23 protein-coding genes, 1 tRNA gene and 2 pseudogenes are annotated in these 26,147 nt (G+C 64.2%); 20 read left to right on the forward strand and 6 right to left on the reverse strand.

The genetic code is table 11. The features are described from left to right. Window positions 1–103: 103 nt before the first annotated feature. Window positions 104–1,009 (reverse strand): adenylate/guanylate cyclase domain-containing protein, encoded by a 906-nt coding sequence (locus tag AC0L2C_RS16190; RefSeq protein ID WP_287066808.1) that lies wholly within the window; start codon window positions 1,007–1,009, stop codon window positions 104–106. A gap of 408 nt (window positions 1,010–1,417) precedes the next feature. Beyond that, window positions 1,418–1,615, reverse strand: coding sequence for a hypothetical protein (locus tag AC0L2C_RS16195; protein ID WP_023803681.1), 198 nt, complete (start codon window positions 1,613–1,615; stop codon window positions 1,418–1,420). Between the two features lie 166 nt (window positions 1,616–1,781). Here AC0L2C_RS16195 and rsmI point away from each other — a divergent pair, with 166 nt between their 5' ends. The 4 genes and pseudogenes from rsmI (at window position 1,782) to AC0L2C_RS16215 (ending at window position 5,343) form a co-directional block, all read left to right on the forward strand. Further along, entirely contained in the window at window positions 1,782–2,693 is a 912-nt protein-coding gene (gene rsmI, locus AC0L2C_RS16200) for a 16S rRNA (cytidine(1402)-2'-O)-methyltransferase (protein ID WP_287066806.1), read from the forward strand. After that, the gene (locus AC0L2C_RS16205) at window positions 2,686–3,063 is read left to right on the forward strand and encodes a YraN family protein (protein WP_473523831.1); all 378 of its coding nucleotides are present in this window, start codon (window positions 2,686–2,688) and stop codon (window positions 3,061–3,063) included. The genes rsmI and AC0L2C_RS16205 overlap by 8 nt, the downstream gene beginning before the upstream one ends. Before the next feature lie 363 nt (window positions 3,064–3,426). Further along, window positions 3,427–3,552, forward strand: a pseudogene (locus tag AC0L2C_RS16210) (winged helix-turn-helix domain-containing protein); the annotation flags it as partial. A 261-nt stretch (window positions 3,553–3,813) separates the two neighbouring features. Beyond that, window positions 3,814–5,343 (forward strand): tetratricopeptide repeat protein, encoded by a 1,530-nt coding sequence (locus tag AC0L2C_RS16215; RefSeq protein ID WP_473523839.1) that lies wholly within the window; start codon window positions 3,814–3,816, stop codon window positions 5,341–5,343. A 16-nt stretch (window positions 5,344–5,359) separates the two neighbouring features. On the opposite strand, the gene AC0L2C_RS16220 is transcribed toward AC0L2C_RS16215, so the two are convergent. Then, window positions 5,360–5,686: a hypothetical protein gene (locus AC0L2C_RS16220; RefSeq protein ID WP_473523832.1), complete on the reverse strand. Its 327-nt coding sequence runs from the start codon at window positions 5,684–5,686 to the stop codon at window positions 5,360–5,362. A 279-nt stretch (window positions 5,687–5,965) separates the two neighbouring features. Beyond that, the gene (locus AC0L2C_RS16225) at window positions 5,966–6,772 is read right to left on the reverse strand and encodes an undecaprenyl-diphosphate phosphatase (RefSeq protein WP_023803684.1); all 807 of its coding nucleotides are present in this window, start codon (window positions 6,770–6,772) and stop codon (window positions 5,966–5,968) included. 181 nt (window positions 6,773–6,953) lie between these two features. Between AC0L2C_RS16225 and AC0L2C_RS16230 the strand changes: the two genes are divergently transcribed. The 13 genes from AC0L2C_RS16230 to AC0L2C_RS16290 all read left to right on the forward strand — a co-directional run bounded on the left by AC0L2C_RS16230 (window position 6,954) and on the right by AC0L2C_RS16290 (window position 18,792). After that, window positions 6,954–7,646 carry a glutathione S-transferase family protein gene (locus AC0L2C_RS16230; RefSeq protein WP_128169289.1) on the forward strand — a complete coding sequence of 231 codons (693 nt, stop codon included), beginning with the start codon at window positions 6,954–6,956 and terminating at the stop codon, window positions 7,644–7,646. Next, window positions 7,627–8,787: a tRNA epoxyqueuosine(34) reductase QueG gene (queG, locus tag AC0L2C_RS16235; protein WP_473523833.1), complete on the forward strand. Its 1,161-nt coding sequence runs from the start codon at window positions 7,627–7,629 to the stop codon at window positions 8,785–8,787. The genes AC0L2C_RS16230 and queG overlap by 20 nt, the downstream gene beginning before the upstream one ends. After that, a complete protein-coding gene (locus AC0L2C_RS16240) occupies window positions 8,784–9,686 on the forward strand; it encodes an SDR family oxidoreductase (RefSeq protein ID WP_473523834.1) in 903 nt (300 codons plus the stop codon). Before queG ends, AC0L2C_RS16240 begins: the two co-directional genes overlap by 4 nt. Before the next feature lie 59 nt (window positions 9,687–9,745). Further along, a complete protein-coding gene (gene mepA / locus AC0L2C_RS16245; protein ID WP_287344332.1) occupies window positions 9,746–10,918 on the forward strand; it encodes a penicillin-insensitive murein endopeptidase in 1,173 nt (390 codons plus the stop codon). Between the two features lie 338 nt (window positions 10,919–11,256). Continuing rightward, complete coding sequence (locus AC0L2C_RS16250; protein ID WP_128169286.1) at window positions 11,257–12,273, forward strand: glucokinase; 1,017 nt, start codon at window positions 11,257–11,259, stop codon at window positions 12,271–12,273. 114 nt (window positions 12,274–12,387) lie between these two features. Then, window positions 12,388–14,241: an ABC transporter ATP-binding protein gene (locus tag AC0L2C_RS16255; protein ID WP_473523835.1), complete on the forward strand. Its 1,854-nt coding sequence runs from the start codon at window positions 12,388–12,390 to the stop codon at window positions 14,239–14,241. Next, on the forward strand, window positions 14,238–15,080 hold the full coding sequence (gene dapB, locus AC0L2C_RS16260; protein ID WP_128245721.1) for a 4-hydroxy-tetrahydrodipicolinate reductase: 843 nt from the start codon (window positions 14,238–14,240) through the stop codon (window positions 15,078–15,080). Before AC0L2C_RS16255 ends, dapB begins: the two co-directional genes overlap by 4 nt. Window positions 15,081–15,113: 33 nt before the next feature. Beyond that, the gene (locus tag AC0L2C_RS16265; RefSeq protein ID WP_128245722.1) at window positions 15,114–15,734 is read left to right on the forward strand and encodes a 2,3-bisphosphoglycerate-dependent phosphoglycerate mutase; all 621 of its coding nucleotides are present in this window, start codon (window positions 15,114–15,116) and stop codon (window positions 15,732–15,734) included. A gap of 68 nt (window positions 15,735–15,802) precedes the next feature. Beyond that, window positions 15,803–15,887 (forward strand) — tRNA-Leu (locus AC0L2C_RS16270). A 367-nt stretch (window positions 15,888–16,254) separates the two neighbouring features. Further along, window positions 16,255–17,220 carry an ABC transporter substrate-binding protein gene (locus AC0L2C_RS16275; RefSeq protein WP_128169283.1) on the forward strand — a complete coding sequence of 322 codons (966 nt, stop codon included), beginning with the start codon at window positions 16,255–16,257 and terminating at the stop codon, window positions 17,218–17,220. Next, window positions 17,217–17,909, forward strand: coding sequence for a L,D-transpeptidase (locus tag AC0L2C_RS16280; RefSeq protein WP_287065731.1), 693 nt, complete (start codon window positions 17,217–17,219; stop codon window positions 17,907–17,909). Before AC0L2C_RS16275 ends, AC0L2C_RS16280 begins: the two co-directional genes overlap by 4 nt. 182 nt (window positions 17,910–18,091) lie before the next feature. Next, window positions 18,092–18,310, forward strand: a complete 219-nt coding sequence (locus AC0L2C_RS16285) for a hypothetical protein (RefSeq protein WP_353842955.1) — start codon at window positions 18,092–18,094, stop codon at window positions 18,308–18,310. 242 nt (window positions 18,311–18,552) lie between these two features. Next, entirely contained in the window at window positions 18,553–18,792 is a 240-nt protein-coding gene (locus AC0L2C_RS16290) for a hypothetical protein (protein ID WP_128245741.1), read from the forward strand. Window positions 18,793–18,821: 29 nt separating this feature from the next. Here the strand turns inward: AC0L2C_RS16290 and AC0L2C_RS16295 are convergent, their stop codons facing one another. Then, window positions 18,822–20,867, reverse strand: a complete 2,046-nt coding sequence (locus AC0L2C_RS16295; RefSeq protein WP_287362975.1) for a BTAD domain-containing putative transcriptional regulator — start codon at window positions 20,865–20,867, stop codon at window positions 18,822–18,824. 244 nt (window positions 20,868–21,111) lie between these two features. On the opposite strand from AC0L2C_RS16295, the gene AC0L2C_RS16300 reads away from it, so the two are divergent. The 3 genes and pseudogenes from AC0L2C_RS16300 to AC0L2C_RS16310 form a co-directional block, all read left to right on the forward strand. After that, the gene (locus AC0L2C_RS16300) at window positions 21,112–22,200 is read left to right on the forward strand and encodes a PLP-dependent cysteine synthase family protein (protein WP_128176608.1); all 1,089 of its coding nucleotides are present in this window, start codon (window positions 21,112–21,114) and stop codon (window positions 22,198–22,200) included. Between the two features lie 20 nt (window positions 22,201–22,220). Beyond that, window positions 22,221–23,492 carry an aminotransferase class I/II-fold pyridoxal phosphate-dependent enzyme gene (locus AC0L2C_RS16305; RefSeq protein WP_128176606.1) on the forward strand — a complete coding sequence of 424 codons (1,272 nt, stop codon included), beginning with the start codon at window positions 22,221–22,223 and terminating at the stop codon, window positions 23,490–23,492. 110 nt (window positions 23,493–23,602) lie between these two features. Further along, window positions 23,603–24,127, forward strand: a pseudogene (locus tag AC0L2C_RS16310) (pyridoxal-dependent decarboxylase); the annotation flags it as partial. 284 nt (window positions 24,128–24,411) lie between these two features. On the opposite strand, the gene AC0L2C_RS16315 reads toward AC0L2C_RS16310, so the two are convergent. Then, window positions 24,412–26,052 carry an ABC transporter substrate-binding protein gene (locus AC0L2C_RS16315; protein WP_128245743.1) on the reverse strand — a complete coding sequence of 547 codons (1,641 nt, stop codon included), beginning with the start codon at window positions 26,050–26,052 and terminating at the stop codon, window positions 24,412–24,414. Window positions 26,053–26,147 lie beyond the last annotated feature (95 nt).

The following is a 26,147-nucleotide window of genomic DNA, read 5'->3' on the forward strand; positions in this document are numbered from 1 at the left end:
CGGCAGAGGTTGCCGATCTGGCGTCGCCCAGCGACCACGAGCCCTGTTGAAGCCGGCGACAACCGGTAAGCGGCAGCAGAAAGCTATGCTCCTGCTGGCGCGCCTATTCTAGGCTGAATACCTCGATCATCTCGGCGCGCCCTTTGACCTCGTGATACCCGCAGGACTTGAAATATTGTCTACCTTCAGGCCAGTGCTCGACGAACTGGGCGCTGACCAACAGCGGCTTGTCCAGTTTTCGCGTCAATCCCTCAATACGAAAGGCCAAATTCACGGCATCGCCCAGCGCGGTGTTGATGCCTTTGCCCATAGCGCCGATAGCAACTTCACCCACATGAAGGCCAATGCGGCAGTCGAGTACGATGTCTTGTTGTTCCCTGACCAGTACTCGGGTTGGCGACGTGGCCGCGTCTTCCGCAGCGCGGAGCGCCTGGGCAGCCTGAACCGCAGCGACACAGACATCCGCTGCCGTCTCGTGCCAATAAGCAAATACACAATCACCGATGAATTTGTCGATCGAGGCACCGTAGTGCTTCAAGATCATATTGCAGTCCATATACCACTCGGCCAGGAGGGCCGCCACCTGTTCCGGGGACAGCCTGGCGCTAATTCCGGTAAACTCCTTCAAATCAGCAACGAACAGCGTGGCCGGCCGGCTCTTGGGGGCTGCCGGGTTGCCCCATTGAGTTTTTGTGTTCGCCACTTGCGAATCTGGATCGGGGGCAGTCGTGCCCTGGTCGAAAAGAAAAATCGATCTGCCGAACTGGACGCGATCGCCGGTGTGCAGCACACGCGCGGTTGTGAGCGCCACGTCATTCACATAACTGCCATTGGCACTGCCGACATCAACAACCCAGTAGTTCGCGCCGTCGCGCCGGATCGTTGCATGCTGGCGCGAAACTTCCCCGTCTTCCAAGCGTATGGTGGAATGTTCGCCACGACCAATCAGGTTGAAATCTCCCAGCCTGTAGGCCTCTCTGCTGCCCACTGCGGTTAAAGTTGCCGACATGATCCTCTCCCGTACGCTCAAGCGCGCGCACGCAGGTTCAATATTAGCACGTTACGAACAGAGGCTGGCGACATTCCAGAGGACGATGAGTTCGTGGACCCAGCGTCTGCTGGAAGCGCGCGTCTCAAACTATCCGGGTTGAATGATCTGGCCGAGCGTTTCCCCCACGCTTTAGAGAGAAGTGTCTCGGCCAATCGCGAAGGTCGCGGTAGTCAGGCGTCGTGCTTGGGGCGGCGCCTGACGTGGTCTTTCTCGGCGTCCGCCTCACCGTCGCGAGCCGGCTTGGCCTCGCCCTTGTCGCGGCGTGCACGGTATCGATCGCTTCTCGGATGTGGGGGCGCTCCATTGCGGGAGCTTTTGGTTTCAAGGCGGGTGATGAAAATGTCGAAGCGATTGGGCATCGTCTGGTCAGTGCTCCATCGTGCTGCCGGTGCCGGTCGAGGGCTCGATCTCGAGCTTGGTTGCCTTTGACGGACGACGCTTTCGCGGCTTTTTAGCCGAGCCGGCGCCGGCTTTGGCAGGCAGGCCCTTGTCCTTTCGCACGGCAAAGCGCTTGCGGCCTGCATAGTAGGGTTCGAAAACGTCCTGTATCTTGAGGCTGTCCATCCTGCTCCTCCCGAGATCAGGCATAAATCCGCGGGGCACGGTTTCGTTCCGCAGTGTGGCAAAGGCATGACAGCCGCATCACTTCGGCATGGGTTTTGCAACCCGGCGTCAGCCGTGCCAAACAGGGCCGAATGCATTCAAGGTCAGAGCCTGATGGGGGATACCGGTGACCGGCGAGTCGGCAAAACGCAGCTACGTGATCGGCCAGACCGAGATACCGGCCCGGCCGCTCGAGCCGGCGCTCTACCTGGTGGCGACGCCGATCGGCAACCTCGCCGATATCACGTTGCGCGCGCTTGAAACGCTCGCCGCAGCCGACATCGTCGCCTGCGAGGACACGCGTGTCAGTCGCGTGCTGCTCGACCGCTACGGCATCCGCCGCCGCACGTCAGCCTATCACGAGCACAATGCCGGCGAGGCCGGCCCAAAGCTGATCGCAGCCCTGCTGGCCGGGCAGAGCGTGGCGCTGATCTCGGACGCCGGCACGCCGCTGATCTCCGATCCCGGCTACCGGCTGGTCGGCGAAGCGCTCTACCAGGGCATTCGCGTCGTGCCGATCCCCGGCCCGTCGGCGCCGCTCGCGGCGCTGACGGCCTCCGGCCTGCCCTCAGACGCCTTCCTGTTCGCCGGCTTCCTGCCGGTGAAGACCGGCCAGCGGCTGGCGCGGCTGGAAGCGCTTAAAACCGTGCCGGCGACGCTGATCTTCTTCGAATCGCCGCGCCGTCTGGCCGAGACGCTCGGTGCCATGGTCGAGGCGCTGGGTGGCGCCCGCAAGGCCGCGATCGGCCGCGAGTTGACCAAGACCTTCGAGGAGATACGGACCGGCAGCCTGCAGTCGCTCGCCGATCATTACGCGGCGGCCGACACGCCGAAGGGCGAGATCGTCATCTGCGTCGGCCCGTCGGACGCAACGGCCGACGAGCCGGCGGACATCGACCGGCTTCTGCTTTCGCTTGCCGCCGAGATGCCGGCCTCCAAGGCGGCGGCGGAAGCCGCCAAGATGACCGGCGGCCAGAAGCAGGCGCTTTACCGACGGCTGCTCGAACTCAAGGATAGTAGGAAAGCCGGCGATGGCTGAACGCCCGGTCGCCAGCCGCCAGCGCGCCTATCGGCGCGGCCACCGCAGCGAGTGGCTGGCGGCTGCGGCATTGATGGTGAAGGGCTATCGGATCCTGGCGCGCCGCCACCGCACGCGGTTCGGCGAGATCGACCTGATCGCGCGGCGCGGCGACCTGGTGCTGATCGTCGAGGTGAAGGCGCGCCGCACGCTGGTGGAAGCGATGGAGGCTGTTCGCTACGAATCGGAGCGCCGCATCGAAAGCGCCGCCGATATCTGGCTGTTGCGCCAGTCCGACTATGGCAGATTGTCGGTGCGCTTCGACATGGTCGCGGTGCTGCCGTGGCGCTGGCCGGTGCATGTCGAGAATGTTTTTTACGGGCAGAGCTAAGCCCAGGCCTCATTGATCGGCGCCAACGGTAGCCGCAACGCCGAGAAGAAACGTGCGGGCGCTACCGCTTGTGGGTGCGCCATTTCCGGACTTTTGCGATCGCAGCGCGAAGGTTTCGTCCCGGGAAGCAGTGCCGACTTTCAAACGCTAGTTGACTTTCGGCGACAGGCGCCGATTCTCAAGTCCAAGGCGGCCTGTCCAAGCAACATGCCGCCCGAACGATCAGCACGATGATCGAGAGCTGCTTTGAACCTGGTCAATCCGCCGAGCCTTGTTCTAAACGGTGTCGAGTTCGATTTCGACGCCGGTCTCCTGCACGGCGAGCATGGTGAAGATGTCCCGCTGAGGCCTCAATCGCTCGCGGTGCTGAAGCATCTGGTCGCCAACGCCAACCGTGTCGTGACCAAGGAGGAACTCCTGGACGCTGTCTGGCCCGGCATCGCGGTGACGGAAAACAGTCTTTCCCAGTGCATCAGCGAAATCAGGAAAGCCATCGGCGACGAGAAGCAGAGCCTGCTCAAGACAGTCGCGCGACGGGGATATCGCTTTGTCGCCGAATGCCAAGCGCCCGGCATACCTCACGATCGCTACCCGCAGGTTCACGGCACTGCCTCTCCCGACCAGCACGAGACCAAAAGCCGGCGAAGCCTGATATTTGTAAGCGCTGTACTGGCAATCATTGCCGCAGTCGCGGCGTTCATCTGGAGGCCTACATTTGATACGGGAGTGCCGACCTCGCTCTCGATCGCGGTGCTGCCGTTCGCAAATCTCAGCGAAGCCGAGGAGCAGGCCTATCTTGCCAACGGTTTCGCGGACGATCTGACGACAGAGCTGGCGCGCGTTCCCGGCCTGTTTGTCGTCTCGCGCAATGCCGCGCGTGCATATCGCAACAGCGGTCTGCCGCCGGCGAAGATCGCGAAAGAGCTCGGCGTCCGCTACCTGCTGGAGGGCTCGGTTCGACGTCTCGGCGATGAAGTGCGCATCAATGCGCACTTGGTCGATGCCTCGACGGTTGGCCAGATCTGGGCCGAGCGGTTCGAAGGTCCGTTCAGCGATGTGTTCAAGCTCCAGGACCAGGTGACCGGCCAGATTGTCGCCGCACTGCAGCTAAAGCTCGTCCCGGGAAAAGCAAACCTGGCCGTGTCCGGCGATACTAACGATCCGGAAGCTTACCAGGCTTTTCGGCGCGCTATCGAGGCGCGACGAACGGATACACCATCAGGCACCGTGGACGCATCTCGCTACCTGCGCCAGGCCCTGGCGCTGGATGCCGATTTCGGCGCGGCGGCCGCGGAATTGGCATGGCTCCACTGGGATGCCGACGACGCGAGGAGACAGGCCCTAGGGCTTGGTTGGACCGAGATCGACGACGAGCTCTACGGCAATCTGGCCATCGCTGCCGGAAATCCGTCGCCTGGTTACTACCAGCTGATTTCCGAGCTTCTGGTCCGGGAGCATAGGTCCGACGAGGCGGTGGCTGCCCTGCAAAAGGCGATAGCGCTCGACCCGAGCGATTCCTGGACCTACGAAGGGCTGAGCCAGGCCCTCATCTTCAACGGCAGGCCGGCTGAGGGGCGAACCTTTCTCGAGGCGGCCCTACGCGTCGATCCCGGGTGGACGGAGTGGCGACACTATCAGGCTGGCTTGGCGGCGTTCGGCCAGGGCCGCTACGAGGAGGCGGTCGCGCAGCTTGAGCAGGTCGATGTTCGGTCGCCCAATCCCTGGACGAAGTTCTACGGCCTGCATGTTCTTGTCGCAGCGCTTGCGCATCTCGATCGCCTGCCGGAAGCGGCCTCTGCCCTGGAGCAGCTCCGAAGCGTGCTGTCGGAAAGGCAGGAGGGTCAGCCGAACCTGCTGATCGCGCAGCAGTTCTTCGTCTACAAGCGACAGGAAGATATCGTTCGCCTGCTCGATGGCTTGAGGAAGGCAGGGGTTTCTGAGCTTCCTGCCGGAATGGAACCCGAATCCGCTGAACGGATGAATGGCGTCGACATCGGCAATCTCATGATCGGACACGAGCTGACGGGACGCCAGGTTCTGCCCGATGTCTTGGCTTACCATGCTGTGATTGCGGCAGACGGCAGCGTGACCCGAACAGTTGGTGAGGAGGTCGTGACCGGTCGAATGTGGGTGCAGGGCGACAGCTTGTGCACCGCCTATCCGCGTAAACTGACGGGCTGTGGCGCCGTGTTCCGCAACCTGAGCGTCACACCCGGAGCCCCGAACGAATACATCCTGCTGCCTCGCTTCAAGCGTTATGAATTCTCGGTGACGAAGTAGCAGCACTTCGCTGCGTTTACAGCGGCCATGAGAGATTGAGGTTCATTTCGCTCTTGCCTTCGGTGACGTACGGACCACAGCGCTTCAATGCATCCGCGAAATCCCTGGCCACGTCCTTGAACGTCTCGGACTGCGGCGCTACGTCGACGATTTGGATGGCACTGACGTGCCCCTCGCGGGTGAAGCTGACGTGGACATCTGCACTGAAGCTGATCCCGCGCATCGCCGTCTGCGTAGGCCAACAGCTTGCTGCCCGTTCGAGAATGTGGCGGCTCAGACCATCACCAGCGGACGCGGTGGTCGCGGCGCCGATCACGAGAACTCCCAAGATGCGGTTGATCATCCTTTATCTCCTCAGTTCGACGCCCGAACCGTGTGGGAACGTCGTGGGAGAGAGGACGCGAGGGCTCGTTCGAAGTCATGATATCGGCGTGAAAAAGTTCTGAAGAGTGGTGAACACAGTCGATTCGGCCATCAGATGCATTCAAGCGGGCGAGAACGACCCCGCGATGACGGCTTGGGTTGGAGGGGCGGGTCTACGCTGGTCGTCCCCCACCATCAGCCGACATTGTTAGGCCAAACGAACAAATAGAGCCCTTGGCGACAAAATAAGCATGCCGCCTCACCCCCGGACGAACAGCGCCGCCAGGCCGACGGTGCCGATAACCAGCCGCCACCAGCCGAACAGCGAATAGCCGTGGCGCGAGACGTAGTTGAGCAGGAAGCGCACGACGATAAGCGCCGCGACGAAGGCGGCGATGAAACCGGCGGCGATGATGGGCAGATCGGCGCTGGTCAGCACATTGCGGTTCTTGAACAGGTCGAAGGCGAAGGCGCCGACCATCGTCGGCATGGCGAGAAAGAAGGAGAATTCCGCCGCCGCGCGTTTGTCGACGCCCAGAAGCAGCGCGCCGACGATCGTCGAACCGGAACGCGACGTGCCGGGGATCAGCGAAAGGCACTGGAACAGTCCGATCTGCAGATAGAGCCGGAGCGGAAACCGCTCGACGTCGTGATAGAGCGGCTTCGGCTTGAAGCGATCCACCCACAGCAGGACCAGGCCGCCGATGATCAGCATGACGCAGATCAGCCTCGGCGATTCAAACAGCACCGTCTTGATGAAGCCATGCGCCAGCGCGCCGATGACGGCCGCCGGCAGAAAGGCGACGAGGATGCCGAGAACGAAATGCCGCGTCACCCGATCACGCGGCAGGTCGACCAGCATCTGCCACAGGCGATGGAAATAGACGCTGAGGATCGCCAGTATGGCGCCGAGCTGGATCAGGATCTCGAAGGCCTTGCCGGTCGAATGGAAGCCGAGAAAATGACCGGCAAGCAGGATATGGCCGGTCGACGAGACCGGAATGAACTCGGTCATGCCCTCGATCATGCCGAGCAGCAGCGCTTCGACAATGGTCTGGCTTTCCATGGAAACCTCGGCGTTCGAGTGAGAGCTTTGAAGAACGGCTTGCTTGTCATGGCGCGGAACTCCTCCTATAGGTCGCAGCACCCTGACGGCCCTTTGAATCGGGGCGGCCCCCTGAATCGGGGCGGCCAAGACTTACCGGCGCAGCCGGCGATTTGCCAGTGCGCTCTATTATCGCGGGACCATGCTGACGCTTTTCCACCACCCGATGTTCGCCACCTGCCGCTTCGTTCGCCTCGCTTTCGGCGAGTATGGCGAGGAACTGGCGCTGATCGAGGAAAAGCCGTGGATGCGGCGCAAGGAGTTCCTGGCGCTGAACCCGGCCGGCACGCTGCCGATCCTGCTTGCCGAGGGCGACGTGCCGATCGTCGGCGCCATGGTCATCGGCGAATATCTCGACGAGACGCGCGGCGTGCTCAAGCGCGACAAGCGGCTGTTCGCCGAGGACCCGATGGAGCGCGCCGAAATCCGCCGGCTGACCGACTGGTATCTCAGCAAGGCCGATAGCGAGGTGACGCGGCACCTGGTGCGCGAGCGCGTGCTGAAGCCGATCATGCCGGAAACGGCGGGCGGCGGCTCGCCCGATTCGGCGGCGATCCGCGCCGCGCGCGCCAACATCCGCCAGCACATGAAATACACCAACTGGCTGGCCGGCACCCGCCATTGGCTGGCCGGCAGCAAGGTCACCTATGCCGATCTCGCGGCTGCGGCTGCGCTGTCCGTGCTCGACTATCTCGGCGAGATCGACTGGCGCGAACACGCTGCCGCGCGCGAATGGTATGCACGGGTGAAATCACGGCCATCGTTCCGGCCGCTTTTGTCCGACCGGGTGCGCGGCCTGTCGCCGGTGTCACATTATGCGGACCTCGATTTCTAGAGCGCAAAACCTGCGCGCGCTGATCGACCGCGAGGCGCGGCGCGCCGGTTTCGATGCCGTTGCCGTCACCACGCCCGATGCCATCCCGCAGGCGTCGGCCCGGCTTGCCGCATTCGTCGCCGACGGCTTCCACGGCTCGATGGGTTGGATCGCCGAGACGCTCGAACGCCGCGGCGAGCCGATGGCGCTTTGGCCCGAAGTTCGCTCGATCATCGTGCTGGCCATGAACTACGGGCCGGACCACGACCCGCGCGCGGTGCTGGGCAAGCGCCAGCTGGGCGCGATCTCCGTCTATGCGCAGAACCGCGATTATCACGACGTGATGAAGGGCCGGCTGAAAGAGATCGCCGGCAAGATCGTGGGGCACTCTGGGAGCGACGTAAAAGTGTTCGTCGACACCGCCCCGGTGATGGAAAAGCCGCTGGCAGAAGCCGCCGGCCTCGGCTGGCAAGGCAAGCACACCAATCTGGTCAGCCGCGAGCACGGCTCCTGGCTGTTCCTTGGAACCATCTTCACGACGGCCGAGCTTGCATCCGATACGCCCGAAGACGACCATTGCGGCTCTTGCCGCGCCTGTCTCGACGCCTGCCCGACCGACGCCTTTCCGGCTCCCTACCGGCTCGATGCGCGCCGCTGCATCTCCTACCTCACCATCGAGAACAAGGGGCCGATCCCGCACGAGTTCCGCGAAAAAATCGGCAACCGCATCTATGGCTGCGACGATTGCCTGGCCGCCTGCCCATGGAACAAGTTTGCCCGGGCAGCGTCCGAGGCAAAGCTCGTCGCCCGCGCGGACTTGCGCGAGCCGCCGCTCGCCGATCTGTTGGCGCTCGACGACGCTTCCTTCCGGTCGTTCTTTAGCGGTTCGCCGGTCAAGCGCATCGGTCGCGACCGCTTTGTCCGCAACGTGCTGATCGCCGCCGGCAATTCCGGCGAACCCTCGCTCGGAAACGCCGTGCGTGCGCTGCTCGGTGACGCCTCGCCGCTGGTGCGCGGCGCAGCGGTATGGGCGCTGTCACGGCTTGTGCCGGCTTCGGATTTCGCCAAATCGGCCACCGCTGCGGTGAAAGCAGAAGGCGACGAGGCCGTGCGACGCGAATGGCGCCTAGCGCTGGCAAACCAGATCGAGGCGCATGCATGAGCGAGAAGCAGATCCTCATTTTCGGCGCCGGCTATTCGGGCAAGGCATTTGCCCGCGCCAGCAAGGATGCCGGCACGATCCTTGGCACGACACGCGCAGCGGAGAAATTCGAAGCGCTGCGGCAAGCCGGAATCCAGCCGCTGCTTTTCGATGGCGCGCTGACGCTTGAAATCAGCGACGCGCTCGAGAAAACAACCCACCTCGTCGTCTCGGTGGCGCCGGAAGAGGCCGGCGACCCGGTGCTGAATGCGGCGCGCCAGGCAATCGCGAAGATCCCGGCGCTCGAATGGATCGCCTATCTCTCCACCGTCGGCGTCTACGGCGACCATGGCGGCGGCTGGGTCGACGAGACCTCCGAATGCAGGCCGCTGTCGAAGCGCTCGATGCTGCGTGTCGCCGCCGAGCAGGACTGGCTGAAGCTGGGTCGAGACATCGCCCGGCCGGTGGCGATCCTGCGGCTTTCCGGCATTTACGGGCCGGGCCGCAATGCCCTGGTCAATCTGGAAAACGGCACCGCGCGGCGGCTGATCAAGCCCGGCCAGGTGTTCAACCGCATCCATTGCGACGACATTGCCGGGGCGCTCTGGCATCTGCTCGAGGACATCAGCGGCGGCATCTTCAACGTCACCGACGACCTGCCGGCGCCGCCGCAGGACGTCGTCACCTATGCCGCAGGGCTGATGGGCGTCACACCGCCGCCGGAAATTCCGTTCGAGACCGCCCAACTTTCGCCCATGGCGCGGTCCTTCTATGGCGAGAACAAGCGTGTCGCCAACACGGCGATCAAGGCGGCCGGCTATCGCTTCCGCTTTCCCGACTACCGGTCGGCCTTCGACCATATGTGGGTTTTGGGCAACTGGCGCGATGGCGAGGCGCGCAGCCCGATGAAGCGGTCGTGATCGAAATCGCGCGCCGGGCGTGATATGATTCGACCAATTTGCAGAGGGGTTCTGCTTTCATGACGATGTTGAAGCGACCATTGCCCGGCAAATCGTTGCTGCTGAAGCGCGTCGCAACGCGCTTTAGATTTCTGTTTACGCATGTCGTTGTCCCAAAACCGCTGCGCACTTTTGGGCGACATGCATTAGCAGCACTCGCCGTCCTCGCCTTGGCGGGGCTTGCAGCGCGACCTGCGGCGGCCGAGGAACTGGCGAAAAACCTGTTCGGCGCCAAAAAACTGCCGGCCGTGGCTTCGCCGCAGTCGATCGGTTTTTATTCCAAGGGCTGCTTTGCCGGCGGCGTCGCCATACCCCTGAACGGCCCGAAATGGGAGGTGATGCGGCCTTCGCGCAACCGCCGCTGGGGCCATCCGACGATGATCGCGCTGATCGAGAAACTGTCGCGCGACGCCGCGGCCGATGGCTGGCCCGGCCTTTTGGTGGGCGACATTTCGCAGCCGCGCGGCGGTCCGATGCTGACCGGCCATGCCTCGCACCAGATCGGCCTCGACGCCGACATCTGGCTGACGCCAATGCCCGACCGCAAGCTTTCGCTCGAGCAGCGCGAAAACATGAGCGCCACCTTGCTTGTCGACGAAAAGACCCATTTGGTTAAAGATGCGCTCTGGGCGCCGGCGCATACGCGGCTGCTGAAGCGCGCGGCAAGCTATGCGGAAGTCGAGCGCATCCTGGTCAATCCCGGGATCAAGAAGAAGCTCTGCGACACGGTGAAAGGCGACCGTGGATGGCTGCGCAAGGTAAGGCCGTTCTGGGGCCACGACTATCACTTCCACATCCGCATCGGCTGCCAGCCCGGCTCGCCCAAATGCAAGGCGCAGGAAAACACCGCGCCAGGCGACGGCTGCGACCAGTCGCTGGCATGGTGGTTCACCGAGGAGCCGTGGCGCCCCAACAAGAACCCGGACAGGCCGAAAGCGCGCGACCTGATGACGATGGCGAGCCTGCCCGCAGCATGCCAGGCCGTGCTCGACGGGCCAAATCCGGCTTCGGCGGAGGCGGTCACCTATTATGGCGACGGCGTGCCGGTCGCGGCTGCACCCGTTCTCACCAAGGCTCCGTCGCCGGCGCGGGCATCGGCAAGCGGCGCGGCAGCCCTCCCGGCCACGGCCAACGCCTACGCCGAAACGCCCGAGATCGGCATTCCGCTGCCGCGACCCCGGCCGGGGTATTGAGGCCAACAACCAACTGTTGGGGTCGGCGCCGCCCCTCATTGCCCTGCCGGGCATTTCTCCCCGTATAGCGACGGGGCTGGCCGCTGCCTTCGCGCCCTGCCTGCGACGCTGGTGATTGGCGAAACCGGTGACAAGAGCGTCCCTCTCCCCGTCACTATTCGGGGAGAGGATGCCGGCAGGCAGGTGAGGGGCAGCGCCAACGCTGAATGAGGTTAGTACGAAATTCGGACCGGAAGTGATTGCTCCGGAACTGACCCTGAAGCGACTTTCCCTTTCCCGGGTCATGCGCTAGTCAACGAAAGAACGGAACGCCACTGGGAACCGGGACGGACGAGAGCATGCCAGACGACGACACCGTGCTGCAGTTTCCGGTCCTGATCGGCGACATTGGCGGCACCAATGCGCGCTTTTCGATCGTGCTCGACGCGGATTCGGAACCAACCGAACCGCAGATCGTCCAGACCGCCAATTTCAACACGATCGACGCGGCGATCCAGGCGGCGGTGCTCGACCGCTCGTCGATGCGGCCCAACTCCGCCGTGCTGGCGGTGGCCGGCCCGGTCGACAGCGACGAGATCCCGCTCACCAACTGCCCGTGGATCGTCAAGCCGAAAAAAATGTTTGCCAGCCTCGGCCTCGGCGACGTCGTGGTGCTCAATGATTTCGAGGCGCAGGCGCTGGCCGTCGTCGCGCTCGGCGAAGAGCATATGGAAAAGATCGGCGGCGATGCGCCGGAGCCGAATGCCGGGCGCGTGGTGCTCGGCCCCGGGACCGGGCTCGGCGTCGCCGGCCTGGTGCACGCGCTGAACCACTGGATCCCGGTGCCCGGCGAGGGCGGGCACATGGATATCGGGCCGCGCTCGCCGCGCGATTTCCAGGTGTTTGCGCATATCGAGAAGCTCGAGGGCAGAATCTCCGGCGAACAGATCCTGTCCGGGCGCGGCCTGGTCAATGCCTACCGGGCGGTGGCCAAGGCGGACGGCAAGCCGGCGCCGTTGACCACGCCGGCCGAGGTCACCGCCGCGGCGCTGGCGAAGTCAGATCCGGTGGCCGAGGAAGCGCTGTCGCTGTTCGTCACCTGCCTCGGGCGCACCGCCGGCGACCTTGCGCTGGTGTTCATGAGCCGCGGCGGCGTCTTCCTAACCGGCGGCATCGCGCAGAAAATCCTGCCGGCGCTGAAAACCGACAATTTCCGCGCCGCCTTCGAGGACAAGGCGCCGCACAGCGAGTTGATGCGCACCATGCCGGTCTATGTGATCACCCATCCGCTGGCAGCGCTTTCCGGCCTTGCCGCCTTTGCCAGAAACCCATCGCTGTTCGGCGTCCAGACGGCGGGGCGACGCTGGCGGGCGTGACCCCACAGAGTTTTTGCCGGCCTCGGCCATAGGCAAGCCGGCACCGGGGCGCTAAGAGGATTGCCGAATTAACCCGGCCGCGGAGCCGGACCGACATCACGGAACGATCCCGACTTGAACCAGTCGCCAAACCACCAAGCCAAAGCCCGGCCCGGCGAGGTCGTGGCGGTGATCCGCCGCATCCTCGCCGAGAACGGCCGCGACTATCGCTGGTATTATGTTCTGGCCGTTCTGTGCCTGGTGATGGTTGCGGCCACCACCGCCTTCACCGCCTGGATCATGAAGGATGTCGTCGACCAGATATTCTACCAGCAGCGCGGCGATCTGATCGCGCTGATCTGCTTGTTGATCCTGGGCGCCTTCATGCTGCGCGGGCTGGCCACCTACGGCCAGGCGGTGACGCTGGCCAGGATCGGCAACAATCTGGTGGCGCGCTACCAGCGCCGCATCTTCGCCCATCTGATGAAGCTCGGCATCGGTTTCTTCAACGACACGCGCTCGGGACGGCTGGCCGCCCAGATCAACGAGAACGTCAACGGCATCCGCGACCTGCTGTCGATGACGCTGACATCCTTGGCACGCGACGCCGTATCGCTGATCGCGCTGATCGGCGTCATGATCTGGCAGGATCCGATGCTGTCGCTGATGTCGCTGCTGATCGGGCCGCCGCTGATCTACACCGTCGTCTATCTGACCCGCAGGATAAGGCGCGCCACCCGCGAAGCCGTGCAGATAAACGCGCGGCTGATCGGCGCCATGCAGGAAGCAACGCAAGGCATCGCCATCGTCAAGGCGTTCACGCTGGAGAACGAGCTGTCGCGCCGCATCGGCGATCTTGTCGCTGGCGCCGAGCAGCGGGCAAACCGCATCGCCCGCGTCTCGGAACGGTTATCGCCGATCTCCGACATGCTGGCCGGTTTCGCCGTCGCCGGCGTCATCGCCTATTCCGGCTACCGGGCAGCCGTCGGCGGCCAGCCGCCCGGCGCGGTGTTTTCCTTCATCACCGCACTGCTGCTTGCCTACGACCCGGCCCGGCGGCTGGCGCGCATGCAGGTCGGCATGGAACGGGCGCTTGTCAATGCGCGCATGATCTACGAGTTGCTCGACCTCGAGCCGCAGCAGGGCGACGCGGCCGGCGCGGCCGAAGTGAAGATCACCCGGGGCGAGGTGCGCTTCAACAATGTGTCGTTCGGCTATGTCGCCGACGCCCCGGTGCTGCAGGATCTCAGCTTCGTTGCCGCCGCCGGCAAGATGACGGCCATCGTCGGCGCCTCGGGCGCCGGCAAATCGACGCTGGTGGCGCTGCTGCAGCGTTTTTACGATGTCGAGGCGGGCAGCATCGAGGTCGACGGCCAAGACATTTCGCAAGTCACCAAGCAGTCGCTGCGCCGCTCCATCGCCTATGTCTCGCAGCAGCCCTATCTGTTCGAAGGCAGCATTCGCGACAACATTCGCTACGGGCGGCTGAGCGCCAGCGACGCCGAGATCGAGCTGGCCGCGCAACAGGCCGAGGCCGATGGCTTCATCCGCCTGCAGCCGCAGGGCTATGACACCCCTGTCGGCGAAGGCGGCCTGACGCTGTCGGGTGGCCAGCGCCAGCGCCTGTCGATCACTCGCGCCATCGTGCGGCAGGCGCCGATCCTGCTGCTCGACGAGGCGACCTCGGCGCTCGACAACGAAGCGGAAGCGCGCGTCCAGCAGGCGCTGACCCAGATCATGGCGGGGCGCACGACCATCGTCATTGCGCACCGGCTGTCGACCGTGGTCAATGCCGACCATATCATCGTGCTGGACCAGGGCCGGCTGGTCGAGCAAGGCACGCATGCCTCGCTGATGGCCGACCCGCACAGCGTCTATGCCCGGTTCCATCGGGTGCAGGGCAACAAGGGGCTGGGGCTTGTCGACGACGGCAAGCCAATCCAAACTCCGCTGCGGCGCGCGAAAAAGGCGATTGGGAGAAATTTATGAGCGGTACGCCCACAAACGACCCCCCCGTCAGTGAAATGGGCCTGGTGGTGGTCGGCGCGGCCGGTCGCATGGGCCAGGCGCTGATCCGCGCCATCCACACCATTCCGGGCGCCCGCGTCGCCGGCGCGATCGAGCGGGCCGGCTCGCCCCATCTCGGCAAGGATGCCGGCGAACTGGCCGGCATCGGCACTATCGGCGTGGTGATCGGCGACGATCCGCTGCCGGCTTTCGCCAGGGCCGACGGCGTCCTCGATTTCACCAGCCCGGCGGCGACCGTGGAATTCGCCGGCTATGCGGCGCAGGCGCGCATCGCCCATGTCATCGGCACCACCGGCTGCTCGGCGGACGACAATGCAAAGATAGCGGCGGCGGCGCGCCATGCGACGATCGTCAAGTCAGGCAATATGAGCCTCGGCGTCAATCTGCTGGCGGTGCTGGTGGAGCAGGCGGCGCGCGCGCTCGATGCCGACGATTTCGACATCGAGATCCTGGAAATGCACCACCGGCACAAGGTCGACGCGCCGTCGGGAACGGCGCTGCTGCTCGGTGAAGCCGCCGCCGCTGGGCGCGGCATCGATCTTGACGGGAACAGCGTGCGGTCGCGCGACGGCCATACCGGCGTGCGCAGGACCGGCTCGATAGGCTTCGCCACGCTGCGCGGCGGTTCGGTGGTCGGCGACCACAGGGTTCTGCTGGCCGGCACCGGCGAGCGCATCACGCTCGCCCATCACGCCGAGGACCGGGCGATCTTCGCCCGCGGCGCGGTCAAGGCCGCACTGTGGGCGCGCGGCAGGAAGCCGGGACTGTATTCGATGCGCGACGTGCTCGGACTCGCCTGAGACGATCTCATCCACCAAACCTAAGGAGCAAAAATGTCGGGAACTCTCGTGCTCGTGCGCCATGGCCAGAGCGAATGGAACCTGAAGAACCTTTTCACCGGCTGGCGCGACGTCGACCTGACCGAATTGGGCCACGCCGAGGCCAGGGAGGCGGGCGCCAAGCTGAAGGCGCGCGGCATGAAATTCGACATCGCCTTCACCTCGTCGCTGATCCGGGCGCAGAAGACCTGCCAGCATATTCTCGACGCGGTCGGCCAGGGCGATCTCGAGACTATTCGCGACCAGGCGCTGAACGAGCGCGACTATGGCGACCTCTCCGGCCTCAACAAGGACGACGCGCGCAAGAGATGGGGCGAGGAGCAGGTGCATGTCTGGCGCCGCTCCTACGACGTGCCGCCGCCCGGCGGCGAAAGCCTGAAGGACACCGGCGCGCGCGTCTGGCCCTATTATCTGCACGACCTGCAGCCGCATGTGCTGCGCGGCGGCACAGTGCTGGTGGCGGCGCACGGCAATTCGCTGCGCGCGCTGATCATGGCGCTGGACGGCAAGTCGGGCGAGGAGATCGTCAGACTCGAGCTCGGCACCGGCGTGCCGGTCATCTACAGGCTCAACGCCGATTCGACGGTGGCATCCAAGGAAGTGCTGGCCGGCTGAGCCGGCGGGGCAGCTTTCAAAAAAGCGCGTTGACACTCACCGTTTGCCCGCCTAAAGAGCCCGCACCAGCCCAGATGGCGGAATTGGTAGACGCGCACGGTTCAGGTCCGTGTTCCGCAAGGAGTGGAGGTTCGAGTCCTCTTCTGGGCACCAATCCCTTTGTAAGCTCTTGATCTCCTGGAAACCATAGGTTTCCGGGTCATCGGCTGCTACACAAAGCTGTCGCCTTGCGAATGACCTCACCCAACAAGGCGTCCTGATACGCCCCCTGGTTCGTAAGGCGCATGCCTGCGGACATCTCTGAGGTTGTCGCGCGGCGGCCGTGTCTGAGCATCTTCCCATACGGAATGTCATCGAGTAGCGTGCAGGGGCGGCATGTGACGGCGCTCTCCTTGGCGAATGCACTGCTGCACCTTCAGCAGTTGCCGTCAGACCATTGGGCTGCTGTCACAACCCGGTGCTTGCCGTGACAGATTGTTCCCGTCCCGGTTCTTTTCGGCACCGAAACGAGGGGAAAGAAATGCACAACCGATTTCGGCGGTGCCTGCGGAGAATGTCGCTGGCGGCATTGACGATGCTGGCGGTTCCGGTCCACGCGGCTGATCTCGTCATTGCAATGCCGAACTGGCCGTCGGGCCAGGCGACGGCAAACATTCTCAAGGTCAGCCTGAAGCAACATTTCGGGCTCGATGCCGATGTGCGCGAGATGGGGACGCTCATTGCCTTTGCCGGCCTCGATTCGGGCGAGGTGGATATTCATCCCGAAATCTGGCTGCCCAACCTGGACAATCTGCTGAAGAAGTATGTCGACGGCGCCGGCACGGTAGCCATCAGTCCCATCGGTGTGCCGGCATGGCAGGGGATATGCGCCACCCGCGAAACTGCCGACAAATTTGGCATCCGCGACATTTCGGATCTCACCGACCCGCGCAAAACCGCCGCGTTGGACACGGATCGGGACGGACGCGGAGAACTCTGGATTGGCGCCGAGGGTTGGTCCTCGACGGCGATCGAGCGTGTCCGCGCCAACAGCTATGGCTACGCCGAGACAATGACATTGCTGGAGACGCCGGAGGATGTCGGAATGGCGGCTGTCGATGCCGCGGTTGCCACGGCTCATCCGATGGTGTTTGCCTGCTATGCGCCGCATCACGTGTTTGAACTGCACGAAATTGTCCGGCTTGCCGAGCCGCCTTTTGACCCGGCAAAGTGGAAGATCGTGCTGCCTTCCGAGGACCCGCTCTGGGTCTCGAAGTCCAGCGCGCCGGTGTCATGGGATACGGCACATTTCCACATCGCTTACGCCACCTCGCTGCGCAAGAAATATCCTGAGGTGGTCGCGTTCCTGGAACGGGTCGCCCTCAAGCCCGAGGACGCCACCAAGATGAGTTATGCGCTCCAGGTGGAGCGCCAGGATCCTTACGAGTACGCCAAACAATGGGTCGCCGCGCAGGGCGCTCGGGTGCAAGGGTGGGCAAATCCATGACCGGAAAGCTGACGATCGCGGGACGCACCGCTCTCCAGCGGCGCTGCCTGACGGCAATTGTCGCGGTAGCGCTCGGTCTTGTCGCGGTGGCGGCGCTGGCTGCCGGAACCCAGGTTTTCGATCCGAAAACCCGCAAATGGGTGGACTATGACCGCGCCAAGGCGCGCAAATACTATGCCGCGCATAATCAAGTGCCAGAGGCGTTTCGCCCGCAGATGGTCAAGTTCCGCACCGCGGAAGCGCCCGGTACGATCATCATCGACGGCAACCAGCATTTTCTCTACCTTGTGCAGCCGGGTCAGCGCGCCATGCGCTACGGGATTGGCGTCGGCCGGGAAGGCTTTGGATGGGCCGGAATCGTGCGCGTCGGCCGCATGGCGGAATGGCCGACCTGGACGCCGCCGGCCGAAATGGTCGCTCGCGATCCGAATGCTGTCAAACATGCGGGAGGCATGCCGGGAGGGCCCGACAACCCGCTCGGCGCCAGGGCGCTCTATCTGTATGAGCGCGACCAGGACACGATCTACCGGATACACGGCACGCCGGAGCCGTGGACGATCGGGCTCGACGTGTCATCAGGCTGTATCCGGATGCGGAACGACGACATCACCGATCTGGCATCGCGCGTCAAGGTTGGCGCCAAGGTCATCGTCCTCATGCAGGGGGCGGCACTTTACAAGGGTGTGTGAAGCCCGGGGTGTGTGAAGCCGGGCGTGTGAAGCCGGGGTGTGTGAAGCGGCATTCGGAGAGGGACCAAGCAATGTCGGCAAAACCTGCAGTGAGAACTTCGATCCGGGCAACAGCAATTGGATTCTTGGCGGGGGCCTTGAGCGCTTGCGTCAGCGCGCCGCCGCCGCCGCCTCAGGACCAGATGTCCAGGACCCAGGTCGAGACGGCCCCGGCGGACCTTCAGCTGCTTTGCGCCGACGCGGCCGCCAAGGCGAGCGGTGCCGACAGCACCAAAATACTTCCGGTTTCATCGAGCAAGATCGATTCCAAAACCTATCAGGTCGAACTCGATGCCAGCGGCAAAAAGACAAGCTGCCTTGTCGATACGGACGGCAATGTCAAATCCGTTCAGCCCACCTGATCCGCACTGGTCGAAGGGTTTTGCGGCGATCTGACGATTGCCGCGAACCTGGCGTCTACTTTTGACGTGACGAAGTTGGCGACCAGCCGGGGTGAAAGATTCAGAAACCACGAGAAAAAGCCCGGCCGACCGCAGCGTGCCCCAACCCAGCGGCATCATCGTGATTGGCACGTTCGGGCATTGGCTGTACCATTCCTGCGCCGGGCGCCGAAATTGCGCGTTCCGGCAAGGGAGAAACGTCCATGTTACGATCAATTTCGCTTGCGGTTTTCCTGGCGGTCATTCCTGCGACAGCCTTTGCGAATTCATGCCCGACCATCATGGCCAAGATCGACGCGGCATTGCCGACCGCGACCATCGCCGAGGCGGACAAGACCAAAGTCAAGGAACTGCGCGCCCAGGGCGAGAAATTGCACGCCGCCGGCGATCATGCAGGATCAGAGGCTGCGCTCAACCAGGCCAAGTCGATCCTCGGCATATAGATGCTCCCCCTTCTCCACCGCCCGCGTGATCACCCCAAGCCGATGCGCCTGGCGCCTTGCCGGAACATGGCCTCGGCGTCCGGCTCGAAGCGGAAGGTGCCGATGAAATCGTCGGCGCAGTAGTTCGGCAGCGTCTTGCGGATAGCGGCCGCGAAAGTGCGGGCCTCGTCAAGCCGGCCCGCCAGCGCCAGGCAGTGCGCCGCGATCGCCAGGATGATGGCATGGGCGTTGGGACGGGCGGCGGCCTTCAGCGCCCATTCGGCGGCCTCGTCGAACTGGCCGAGGCGGACATGCGCCATCGCCCTGGCGCCGAGCATGCCAAACAGCAGCGGATCGAACGGACTGAGATGGCGCGAGTGATCGGATGAACCGATCGCCGCGTTCGGATCACCCGACTGCGAGTGGACAAACGAAAGCGCGTAATGACCGAGCGCGAAGTTCGGGCTGAGGTCCACCGCCCGTTCCAACTCGATGAGGGAGCCGTCCTGCTCGCCGCGCAACCACAGCGCCCGGCCCATGGCCCAGTGCGCGGCCGGATTGTGATCGTCGATCAGAAGACTTTGGCCGGCGGTCTCGAAGGCGAGCGCGCTTTCCTGGTCGCGGTCTCCCCAGCGCTGAAAGGCGTTCTGCCAATGGGTGAAGGACAGGCCGGCATAGGCGCGGGCGAAGGTCGGATCGAGCTTCAATGCCATTTCGAAGAAATGCCGGGCCTGCTCGTTTTCCGTGCGGGTGAAGCGATACATGTGCCAGAGGCCGCGATGGTAGGCTTCCCAGGCGTTCAGCGAGCTGGGGGCTTTCAGCATGGCGCGGTTGCGTTCGACCATCTCGATCTCGGCGGAGATCGACGAGACGATGCTGTTGCCGATATCGTCGAGGACGGCAAAGATGTCGTCGGGCCTGCGTTCGAAGGTTTCGGCCCAGACGATCCTGGCCGTGCGCACCTCGACAAGTTCGACGCTGACCGCGACACGGCCAGCCTGGCTGCGCACCGTCCCGGTGGCGACGTAGTCGACATTGAGCCGCCGGCCGGCATCTTCCGGCGCGATGTTCTTTTCGGCCAGCGCAAAGACCGAGCCGCGGGCGATGACGAAAAAATCCCTGAGCTTGGCCAGACGGGTGATGATGTCGTGGGTGAGGCCGTCGGCCAATCCACCGCAAGAGGGGCCACCGCAAGAGCCGCCGACAGCTGCCTCCTCGACAAACGGCATTACCGCGAGCGACGCCTTGCACGGTGCAGCAACACCGGAATCGGGAAGCACAATTGACGTTTTGGCGGCTGCGGGCGACAGCGCCGGCTGCGGCCGGAGCGTCGCGGCAGGTCGTTCGCTGCGGATCGTCCGCCATGCCTCACGAACGGGTCCGAAATCGAGATCCTCCGAGGCAAATAGCTGCGCCGCCGAAGCAAGATGGTCCTCGCAGGCGGCGATCTGGCCATGCCGCGCCAGGCTTGCCAGAAGAGCCACGTGCGCGCGCGCGTCGAACGGATTGAGTTCCAGCCATTTCTCCAGATGCGCGGACATTTCGTCGGCATCCGCCGGGAGCTTGCTGACGAGCTGTTCCAGAATGGCGGCGTGCCACGAGCTGAAGCGGCGGCGTTGCGCGATCAGCCAGCTGTTGAAATGCGGGCTGCGGTCGATCTCCAGCCCGTCGAGGAAGTCGCCGACGAATAGTCTGGACAGGGCCTGCAGCCGCTCAAGATCGAGCGTCTCGATGCCCGTGGCGGCGGCCGAGGCGACATCGAAGGCGTCGACGGAAACGCCCTTCAGATCGAGCGCGACCGTGTCGCCTGATGTTTCGATCCTGTGGCGATCCGGTTCGTCAAGAATGCCCCTGAGCTTGCTGAGGCACCAGCGAAGCTCGCCGCGCGGATCGTTCGGCACATCCCACAAAAGCTCGCACAGACGGCTGCGGCCGACGGCATGCGGCGCGAGCCCCAGATAGGCGAAGAGCGCGCGCAGCTTGCGCGATGCCGGCAGTTGCACGGTGGCGCCGTCACGGATGACCGTCAGCGGCCCGAGCAGCCGCACGGACAGCCCGGCCGCTGCGCCGTCCAGGCTCGATCGAGCGGATTCCACGTGCGTTTCCACGCTTGCTCCCACGCTGGCCAGTTGTCCTCTGTTTTACCATCGAAAGCGATCGAGGGCATCCGGCAACGAATTTTCCGCGCCGGTTGCCCGCATTGCCAGCTTTCCGGGCCGCGTTGACGGCAACGGACCGTATCGCGGCAAGGTCTCGAAACCTCGCCGCCCAAGCCGCCGGTTTGTAACCGGCTCGTGACAACGAACACCTCGTGACGACAACAAAAAGGGGAGAGCAGACATGTTGCAGCAACGGAAAATCAGGACCACGGCCGGTCGCGGCCGCCTGTTCGACAGCATTATCGACACGGTCGGCGATACGCCGGTGATCAGGATCAACAATCTCGGCCCCGATCATGTGACGATCTATGTGAAGGCCGAGTTCTTCAATCCGGCAGCGTCGGTGAAGGACCGGCTGGCGCTCAACATCATCGAGGAGGGCGAGCGCAGCGGCGCCCTGAAACCGGGCCAGACCGTCGTCGAGGCGACCAGCGGCAACACCGGCATCGGTCTGGCCATGGTCTGCGCGCAAAAAGGCTATCCGCTGGTGGTGACGATGGCCGACAGTTTCTCCATCGAGCGGCGCAAGCTGATGCGCATGCTGGGCGCCAAGGTGGTGCTGACGCCGCGTGCCCAGAAGGGTTTTGGCATGTACAACAAGGCGGTCGAGCTCGCCAAGGCCAATGGCTGGTTCCTGGCCCGCCAGTTCGAGACCAAGGCCAATGCCGCCATTCACGAGGCGACGACGGCGCGCGAGATCATCAACGACTTCGCCGCATCGCGGCTCGACTGCTTCGTCACCGGCTACGGAACCGGCGGCACCGTCGTCGGTGTCGGGCGCGTGCTGCGCCGCGAGCGTCCCGAGATCCGGATCGTGCTGGCCGAACCCGCCAATGCCCAGCTCATCGGCAGCGGCAAGGCGCAGGAGCGCGGCGCCGACGGCGCACCCGCCGCCAGCCATCCGGCCTTCGAGCCGCACCCGATCCAGGGCTGGACGCCGGATTTCATTCCCAACGTCCTGCAGGAGGCGGTCGACGCCAGCCTCTATGACGAGGTCGTGCCGATTGCCGGGCCCGAAGGCATCAAATGGGCCAAGGCGCTGGCGCAAAAGGAAGGGATTTTCACCGGCATCTCCGGCGGAGCGACCTTTGCCGTGGCACGCCAGATCGCCGAAAAAGCTGCACCCGGCTCGGTGATCCTGTGCATGCTTCCCGACACCGGCGAACGCTACATGACGACGCCGCTGTTCGACGGCATCGAAGCCGAGATGGACGCGGAGGAAATGGCTCTTTCGCAGTCGACACCCAGCGGCCAGTTCCCGGCCGAGTAGCGGGAGAGGGAGAAACCACCATGGACGCGACGCCAAAATCCTCCGGCATGGCTTTCGAAGAAACGCTCGACATGCGCCGCCTGCAGCAGGGGGAGTGCGTCGTGCCAATCGCCACCGTGTCCAGCCGGATGCTCGCCGTCACAGAGGAAATGCGCACGGTCATGGATTTTGCGCGAAATGTCCTGGAGGGCGACGGCCTGGGGCCCGATGCCTGCGATTTCATGTTCGGCAATCCGCAGGAAACGCCGTTGCGTGGATTTGTCGATGCATTGATCCGCCACGTCGAGCCACAGGATGTTCACTGGTTCGGTTATAAAAAGTACGATGCGCTGGCGCGCGAAACGGTGGCCCGTTCGCTCAGCCAGGCGCGAAGCCGAAACTACAAGCCAGACGACATTGCGATCACCGCGGGAGGGTTCGGCGCGATAGCGGCTGCGCTGCTCGCCGTGCTCGAGGTGGGAGAGGAGGTCATCTATCCGCGTCCCGGCTGGTTCGCCTATGGTGCCCAGATTCGCGGCGCGGCAGGGACACCCGTCGCCGTCGACCTAGCACCGGGAACCTATGACCTCGATCTCGAAAGGATTGAGGCAGCGATCACCCCGCGCACCCGCGTGGTGGTGGTCAACACGCCGCACAACCCGACCGGCCGCATCTTTCCCCGCGCTCAACTCGACGCGCTCGCCGACAAGCTCGCGGCCGCGTCCGAAAGATTTGGCAAGGTGATTTATCTCCTTGCCGACGAGCCCTATGCGCGACTGGTGTTTGACGGCCATGCGCATATCAGTCCGGCCGAGAGCTATCCGCACACGCTGATCGCCTATTCCTTCGGCAAGACCTTGCTCGCGCCCGGCGAGCGCCTGGGCTGGCTCGCACTCGGGGCGGACATGCCCGAGGCCGATCGCATACTGTTGCGCGAGGCTGTCGACATAGCGCAGGTTTCGCACGGTTGGGCTTTCGCCGGCCGTACCCTGCAGCGGGCACTGCCTGATCTCGAGAAGCTCAGCATAGATGTCGCAGCCCTTGCGCGGCGCCGCGATCGCATGGTCGAAGGCTTGAGGGCAGCGGGATACGACCTGCCGGTGCCTGAAGGTACCTTCTATCTCATTCCACGCTCCCCAATACCGGACGACATGGCCTTCGCGGCACGCCTCGCAACTGACGGTGTCTGGGTGCTGCCCGGCAGCGTCGCCCAATTGCCTGGACGTCTGCGGATCAGTTTGACTGCAAACGACGGCATGGTGGAGCGCTCTTTGCCCGTCTTTGCGCGAGCGATCCGGGAAGTCGCAGCCTAACTCCTCCTGGCGAGCAGGAGCTTACACAAGGGCTTCTGGTCCATCGCTTGAGCGATGGCTGGCGGCCCGTTGCAATCGACTGCTGAATGCCAAATTAATAGGTCCTGATCCTAGTCAGGGATGCTTCAGCGCATCGCAAACCCTTCGCGGTCACGCCGGAATATCTGGAATCGACGCCGCGCGGCCTCGCGTCGGGCCAGTGGCTGCATGATTTTGGCCTGCAGACGTCACGCGGTTTCAGGGCGCTGAAAGTGTGAATGGCGCTGAAGCAGCACGGCATCGAGAAATTCGGCCGGCTGATCGACCAAAACATCGCACAAGGCCACTATTTCTCCGGGCTGATCGAGGCTGAACCGACCCTCGAGCTGACGGCGCCGACCAGCATCAACATCGTCTGTTTTCGCTACCGCGGCGACGGGCTGACGGCAGAGCGGCAGAAGGCGCTCGACACCGAGATCATGCTGCGGCTGCAGGAAGACGGCATCGCCGCCCTTTCGGACACGACGGTGCACGGCCAGCATTGCCTCAGAGTAGCGATCAACAACCACCGCACCAGGCGCGACGATCTGGATTTGTTGGTGCGGGAAACGGTGCGGCTTGGGCAGGAGATTTCAAGGCCTGGCGTCGCCGGCTAAGGATCCTGGCAGTCACCTCAGACAAATCACAGCGCCCAAGCGTGTGGGGTGATCGACTGTTGATGTCGGCGCTGCCCCTCACCTGCCTGCCGGCATCCTCTCCCCGTAGAACGGGGAGAGGGGCGCTTTCATTAATGGTTTCGTTCAATCACCAGCGTTACAGGAAGGGCACCGGCATTGAGGCCAGCCCCTTCTCCCCGTCACTATACGGGGAGAAGTGCCCGGCAGGGCGATGAGGGGCAGCGCAAACCTGAAACGATTGCCCCTGTGCCCCGCAACGAGGATCACGCCTCGAGCCAGACCTTCTCGAAATGCTGCTCCAGAGACTGATGCTGCTCGCAGCCGTGCACGCCCTTGCGGAACGTCCGGTAGACCGAGCGCCAGTAGGGCTGGATGATGATGCCGGAATCGCGCAGATTCCGCTCGATCTTGGCCATGATCTCCTTGCGCGCGCTGGCGTCGGGTGTGGCCAGCGCCTTGTCGAGCAAGGCGTCGAACTCCGGATTGGCGTAGGCGGTCTCGTTCCAGGCAGCGCCCGATCTGTAGGCCAGCGCCAGCACCTGGACGCCCAGCGGCCGGCCGAGCCACTCGGTGCAGGAGAAAGGATATTTGCTCCAGTCGTTCCAGAACGTCGCCGCCGGCAGCACGGTCCGTTTGACCTTCAGCCCGGCGTCGCGCATCTGCGCGGCGATCGCGTCGCCGGTGTTCTTCTGCCAGTCGACATCGACAGAGATGAGCTCGTATTCGTGATCGGACTTGCCGGCCTCGGCAAGCAGCGTCTTGGCTTCGTCGACATTGCGGACGGCCGGGCCGATATCGGCGTATTCGGCATGCATCGGGCCGACATGATGGTTCTCGGCCGGCTTGCCGCGGTCGTCCATGCCGATCTTCAGGATTGCGGCATTGTCGACGGAGAGCTGGGCGGCGCGCCGCACCCTGATGTCGTCATAGGGCGGATTGCCGACGTTGAAGCGCGCGACGATGGTCGAGCCGGTGGCAAGCTCGGAATTGCTCAGACCCATGGCGTCGGTCTGCGAGACGGTATCGGCGGCGGTTTCGTGGTTGGTGTCGATCTCGCCCGATTCGAAGGCCGAAAACATCGCATTGGGATCGGAGCCGTAGTCGACCCATTGGATGCCGTCGAGCCAGAAATCGCCCTTCCACCACGGCTTGTCCTTGCGGCGGACCTCGGCGCCGACCTCGGCGTCCCATGCCACCAGTTCGCAAGGTCCAGTGGTGATCGCCAAGGCCTTCAGCGGATCGCCGTCGCCGTCGTAGCTGCGGTGCATGATCAGCGCCGGATAGTCGGTCATGCCGGCAATCAGCGAAATGTCGGGCTTCGGCAGATTGAGCCGGACGGTAAAGTCGTCGACACGCTCGATGCCGCCGTCGATCGGCTTCTTGGTGGCGGCGTCGACCAGCGCCCCCATCCGCTCGGCGACCGAATTGCCGGCGACGCCGGCGTCGCACCAGCGCGTCAGATTGTGGACGACATCGTCGGCGTTGAAAGTGTCGCCGTTCGACCAGGTGATGCCCTTGCGGACGTGCAGCGTCAGCACGCGGGCGTCGTCGCTGGTCTCCCAACTCTCGAGCAGCCACGGCTCGAAGGTGAAATCGCGGTTCCAGCGCACCAGATATTCGTTGCAGTGGCGGGCGACATTGGACATTTCGACGCCGTCGAAGGTGCGCGGGTCCTTCCAGCCCTTGACGTTCATGGCGACGCGCAAGACGCCGCCGCGCTTCGGCTCCTGCGCCCTGGCCGGGGAAGGCGCGAGACCGACAAGCGCCAGCGCGCCGGCGACGCTGACGCCAAGTGCTGCCATGGTGGCGAGATATTCGCGCCGGTTCATGCTGCCTTTTTTAAAACCGTCGGCGACGGGCTCGGCCTGCGGATGCAGCGCTCTTTCGGTCAGCATCAACTTCATCGTCGAATCCTCCCTGTCGGGGGGGGGGGGGGGGGGGGGGGGGGGGGGGGGGGGGGGGGGGGGGGGGGGGGGGGCGGGGGGGGGGGGGGGGGGGG

The sequence above is a fragment of the Mesorhizobium sp. WSM4845 genome (assembly GCF_055811455.1).

Bases quoted from the DNA above. Each gene is read 5' to 3' on its own strand.
- mepA (WP_287344332.1), top strand. From the start codon at position 9,746: ATGACGATGTTGAAGCGACCATTGCCCGGCAAATCGTTGCTGCTGAAG.
- AC0L2C_RS16190 (WP_287066808.1), bottom strand. From the start codon at position 1,009: ATGTCGGCAACTTTAACCGCAGTGGGCAGCAGAGAGGCCTACAGGCTG.
- AC0L2C_RS16230 (WP_128169289.1), top strand. From the start codon at position 6,954: ATGCTGACGCTTTTCCACCACCCGATGTTCGCCACCTGCCGCTTCGTT.
- AC0L2C_RS16285 (WP_353842955.1), top strand. From the start codon at position 18,092: ATGTCCAGGACCCAGGTCGAGACGGCCCCGGCGGACCTTCAGCTGCTT.
- AC0L2C_RS16205 (WP_473523831.1), top strand. From the start codon at position 2,686: ATGGCTGAACGCCCGGTCGCCAGCCGCCAGCGCGCCTATCGGCGCGGC.
- AC0L2C_RS16240 (WP_473523834.1), top strand. From the start codon at position 8,784: ATGAGCGAGAAGCAGATCCTCATTTTCGGCGCCGGCTATTCGGGCAAG.
- AC0L2C_RS16290 (WP_128245741.1), top strand. From the start codon at position 18,553: ATGTTACGATCAATTTCGCTTGCGGTTTTCCTGGCGGTCATTCCTGCG.
- AC0L2C_RS16305 (WP_128176606.1), top strand. From the start codon at position 22,221: ATGGACGCGACGCCAAAATCCTCCGGCATGGCTTTCGAAGAAACGCTC.
- AC0L2C_RS16280 (WP_287065731.1), top strand. From the start codon at position 17,217: ATGACCGGAAAGCTGACGATCGCGGGACGCACCGCTCTCCAGCGGCGC.
- AC0L2C_RS16315 (WP_128245743.1), bottom strand. From the start codon at position 26,052: ATGAAGTTGATGCTGACCGAAAGAGCGCTGCATCCGCAGGCCGAGCCC.
- AC0L2C_RS16225 (WP_023803684.1), bottom strand. From the start codon at position 6,772: ATGGAAAGCCAGACCATTGTCGAAGCGCTGCTGCTCGGCATGATCGAG.
- queG (WP_473523833.1), top strand. From the start codon at position 7,627: ATGCGGACCTCGATTTCTAGAGCGCAAAACCTGCGCGCGCTGATCGAC.
- AC0L2C_RS16275 (WP_128169283.1), top strand. From the start codon at position 16,255: ATGCACAACCGATTTCGGCGGTGCCTGCGGAGAATGTCGCTGGCGGCA.
- AC0L2C_RS16220 (WP_473523832.1), bottom strand. From the start codon at position 5,686: ATGATCAACCGCATCTTGGGAGTTCTCGTGATCGGCGCCGCGACCACC.
- AC0L2C_RS16250 (WP_128169286.1), top strand. From the start codon at position 11,257: ATGCCAGACGACGACACCGTGCTGCAGTTTCCGGTCCTGATCGGCGAC.
- dapB (WP_128245721.1), top strand. From the start codon at position 14,238: ATGAGCGGTACGCCCACAAACGACCCCCCCGTCAGTGAAATGGGCCTG.
- AC0L2C_RS16265 (WP_128245722.1), top strand. From the start codon at position 15,114: ATGTCGGGAACTCTCGTGCTCGTGCGCCATGGCCAGAGCGAATGGAAC.
- AC0L2C_RS16195 (WP_023803681.1), bottom strand. From the start codon at position 1,615: ATGGACAGCCTCAAGATACAGGACGTTTTCGAACCCTACTATGCAGGC.
- AC0L2C_RS16300 (WP_128176608.1), top strand. From the start codon at position 21,112: ATGTTGCAGCAACGGAAAATCAGGACCACGGCCGGTCGCGGCCGCCTG.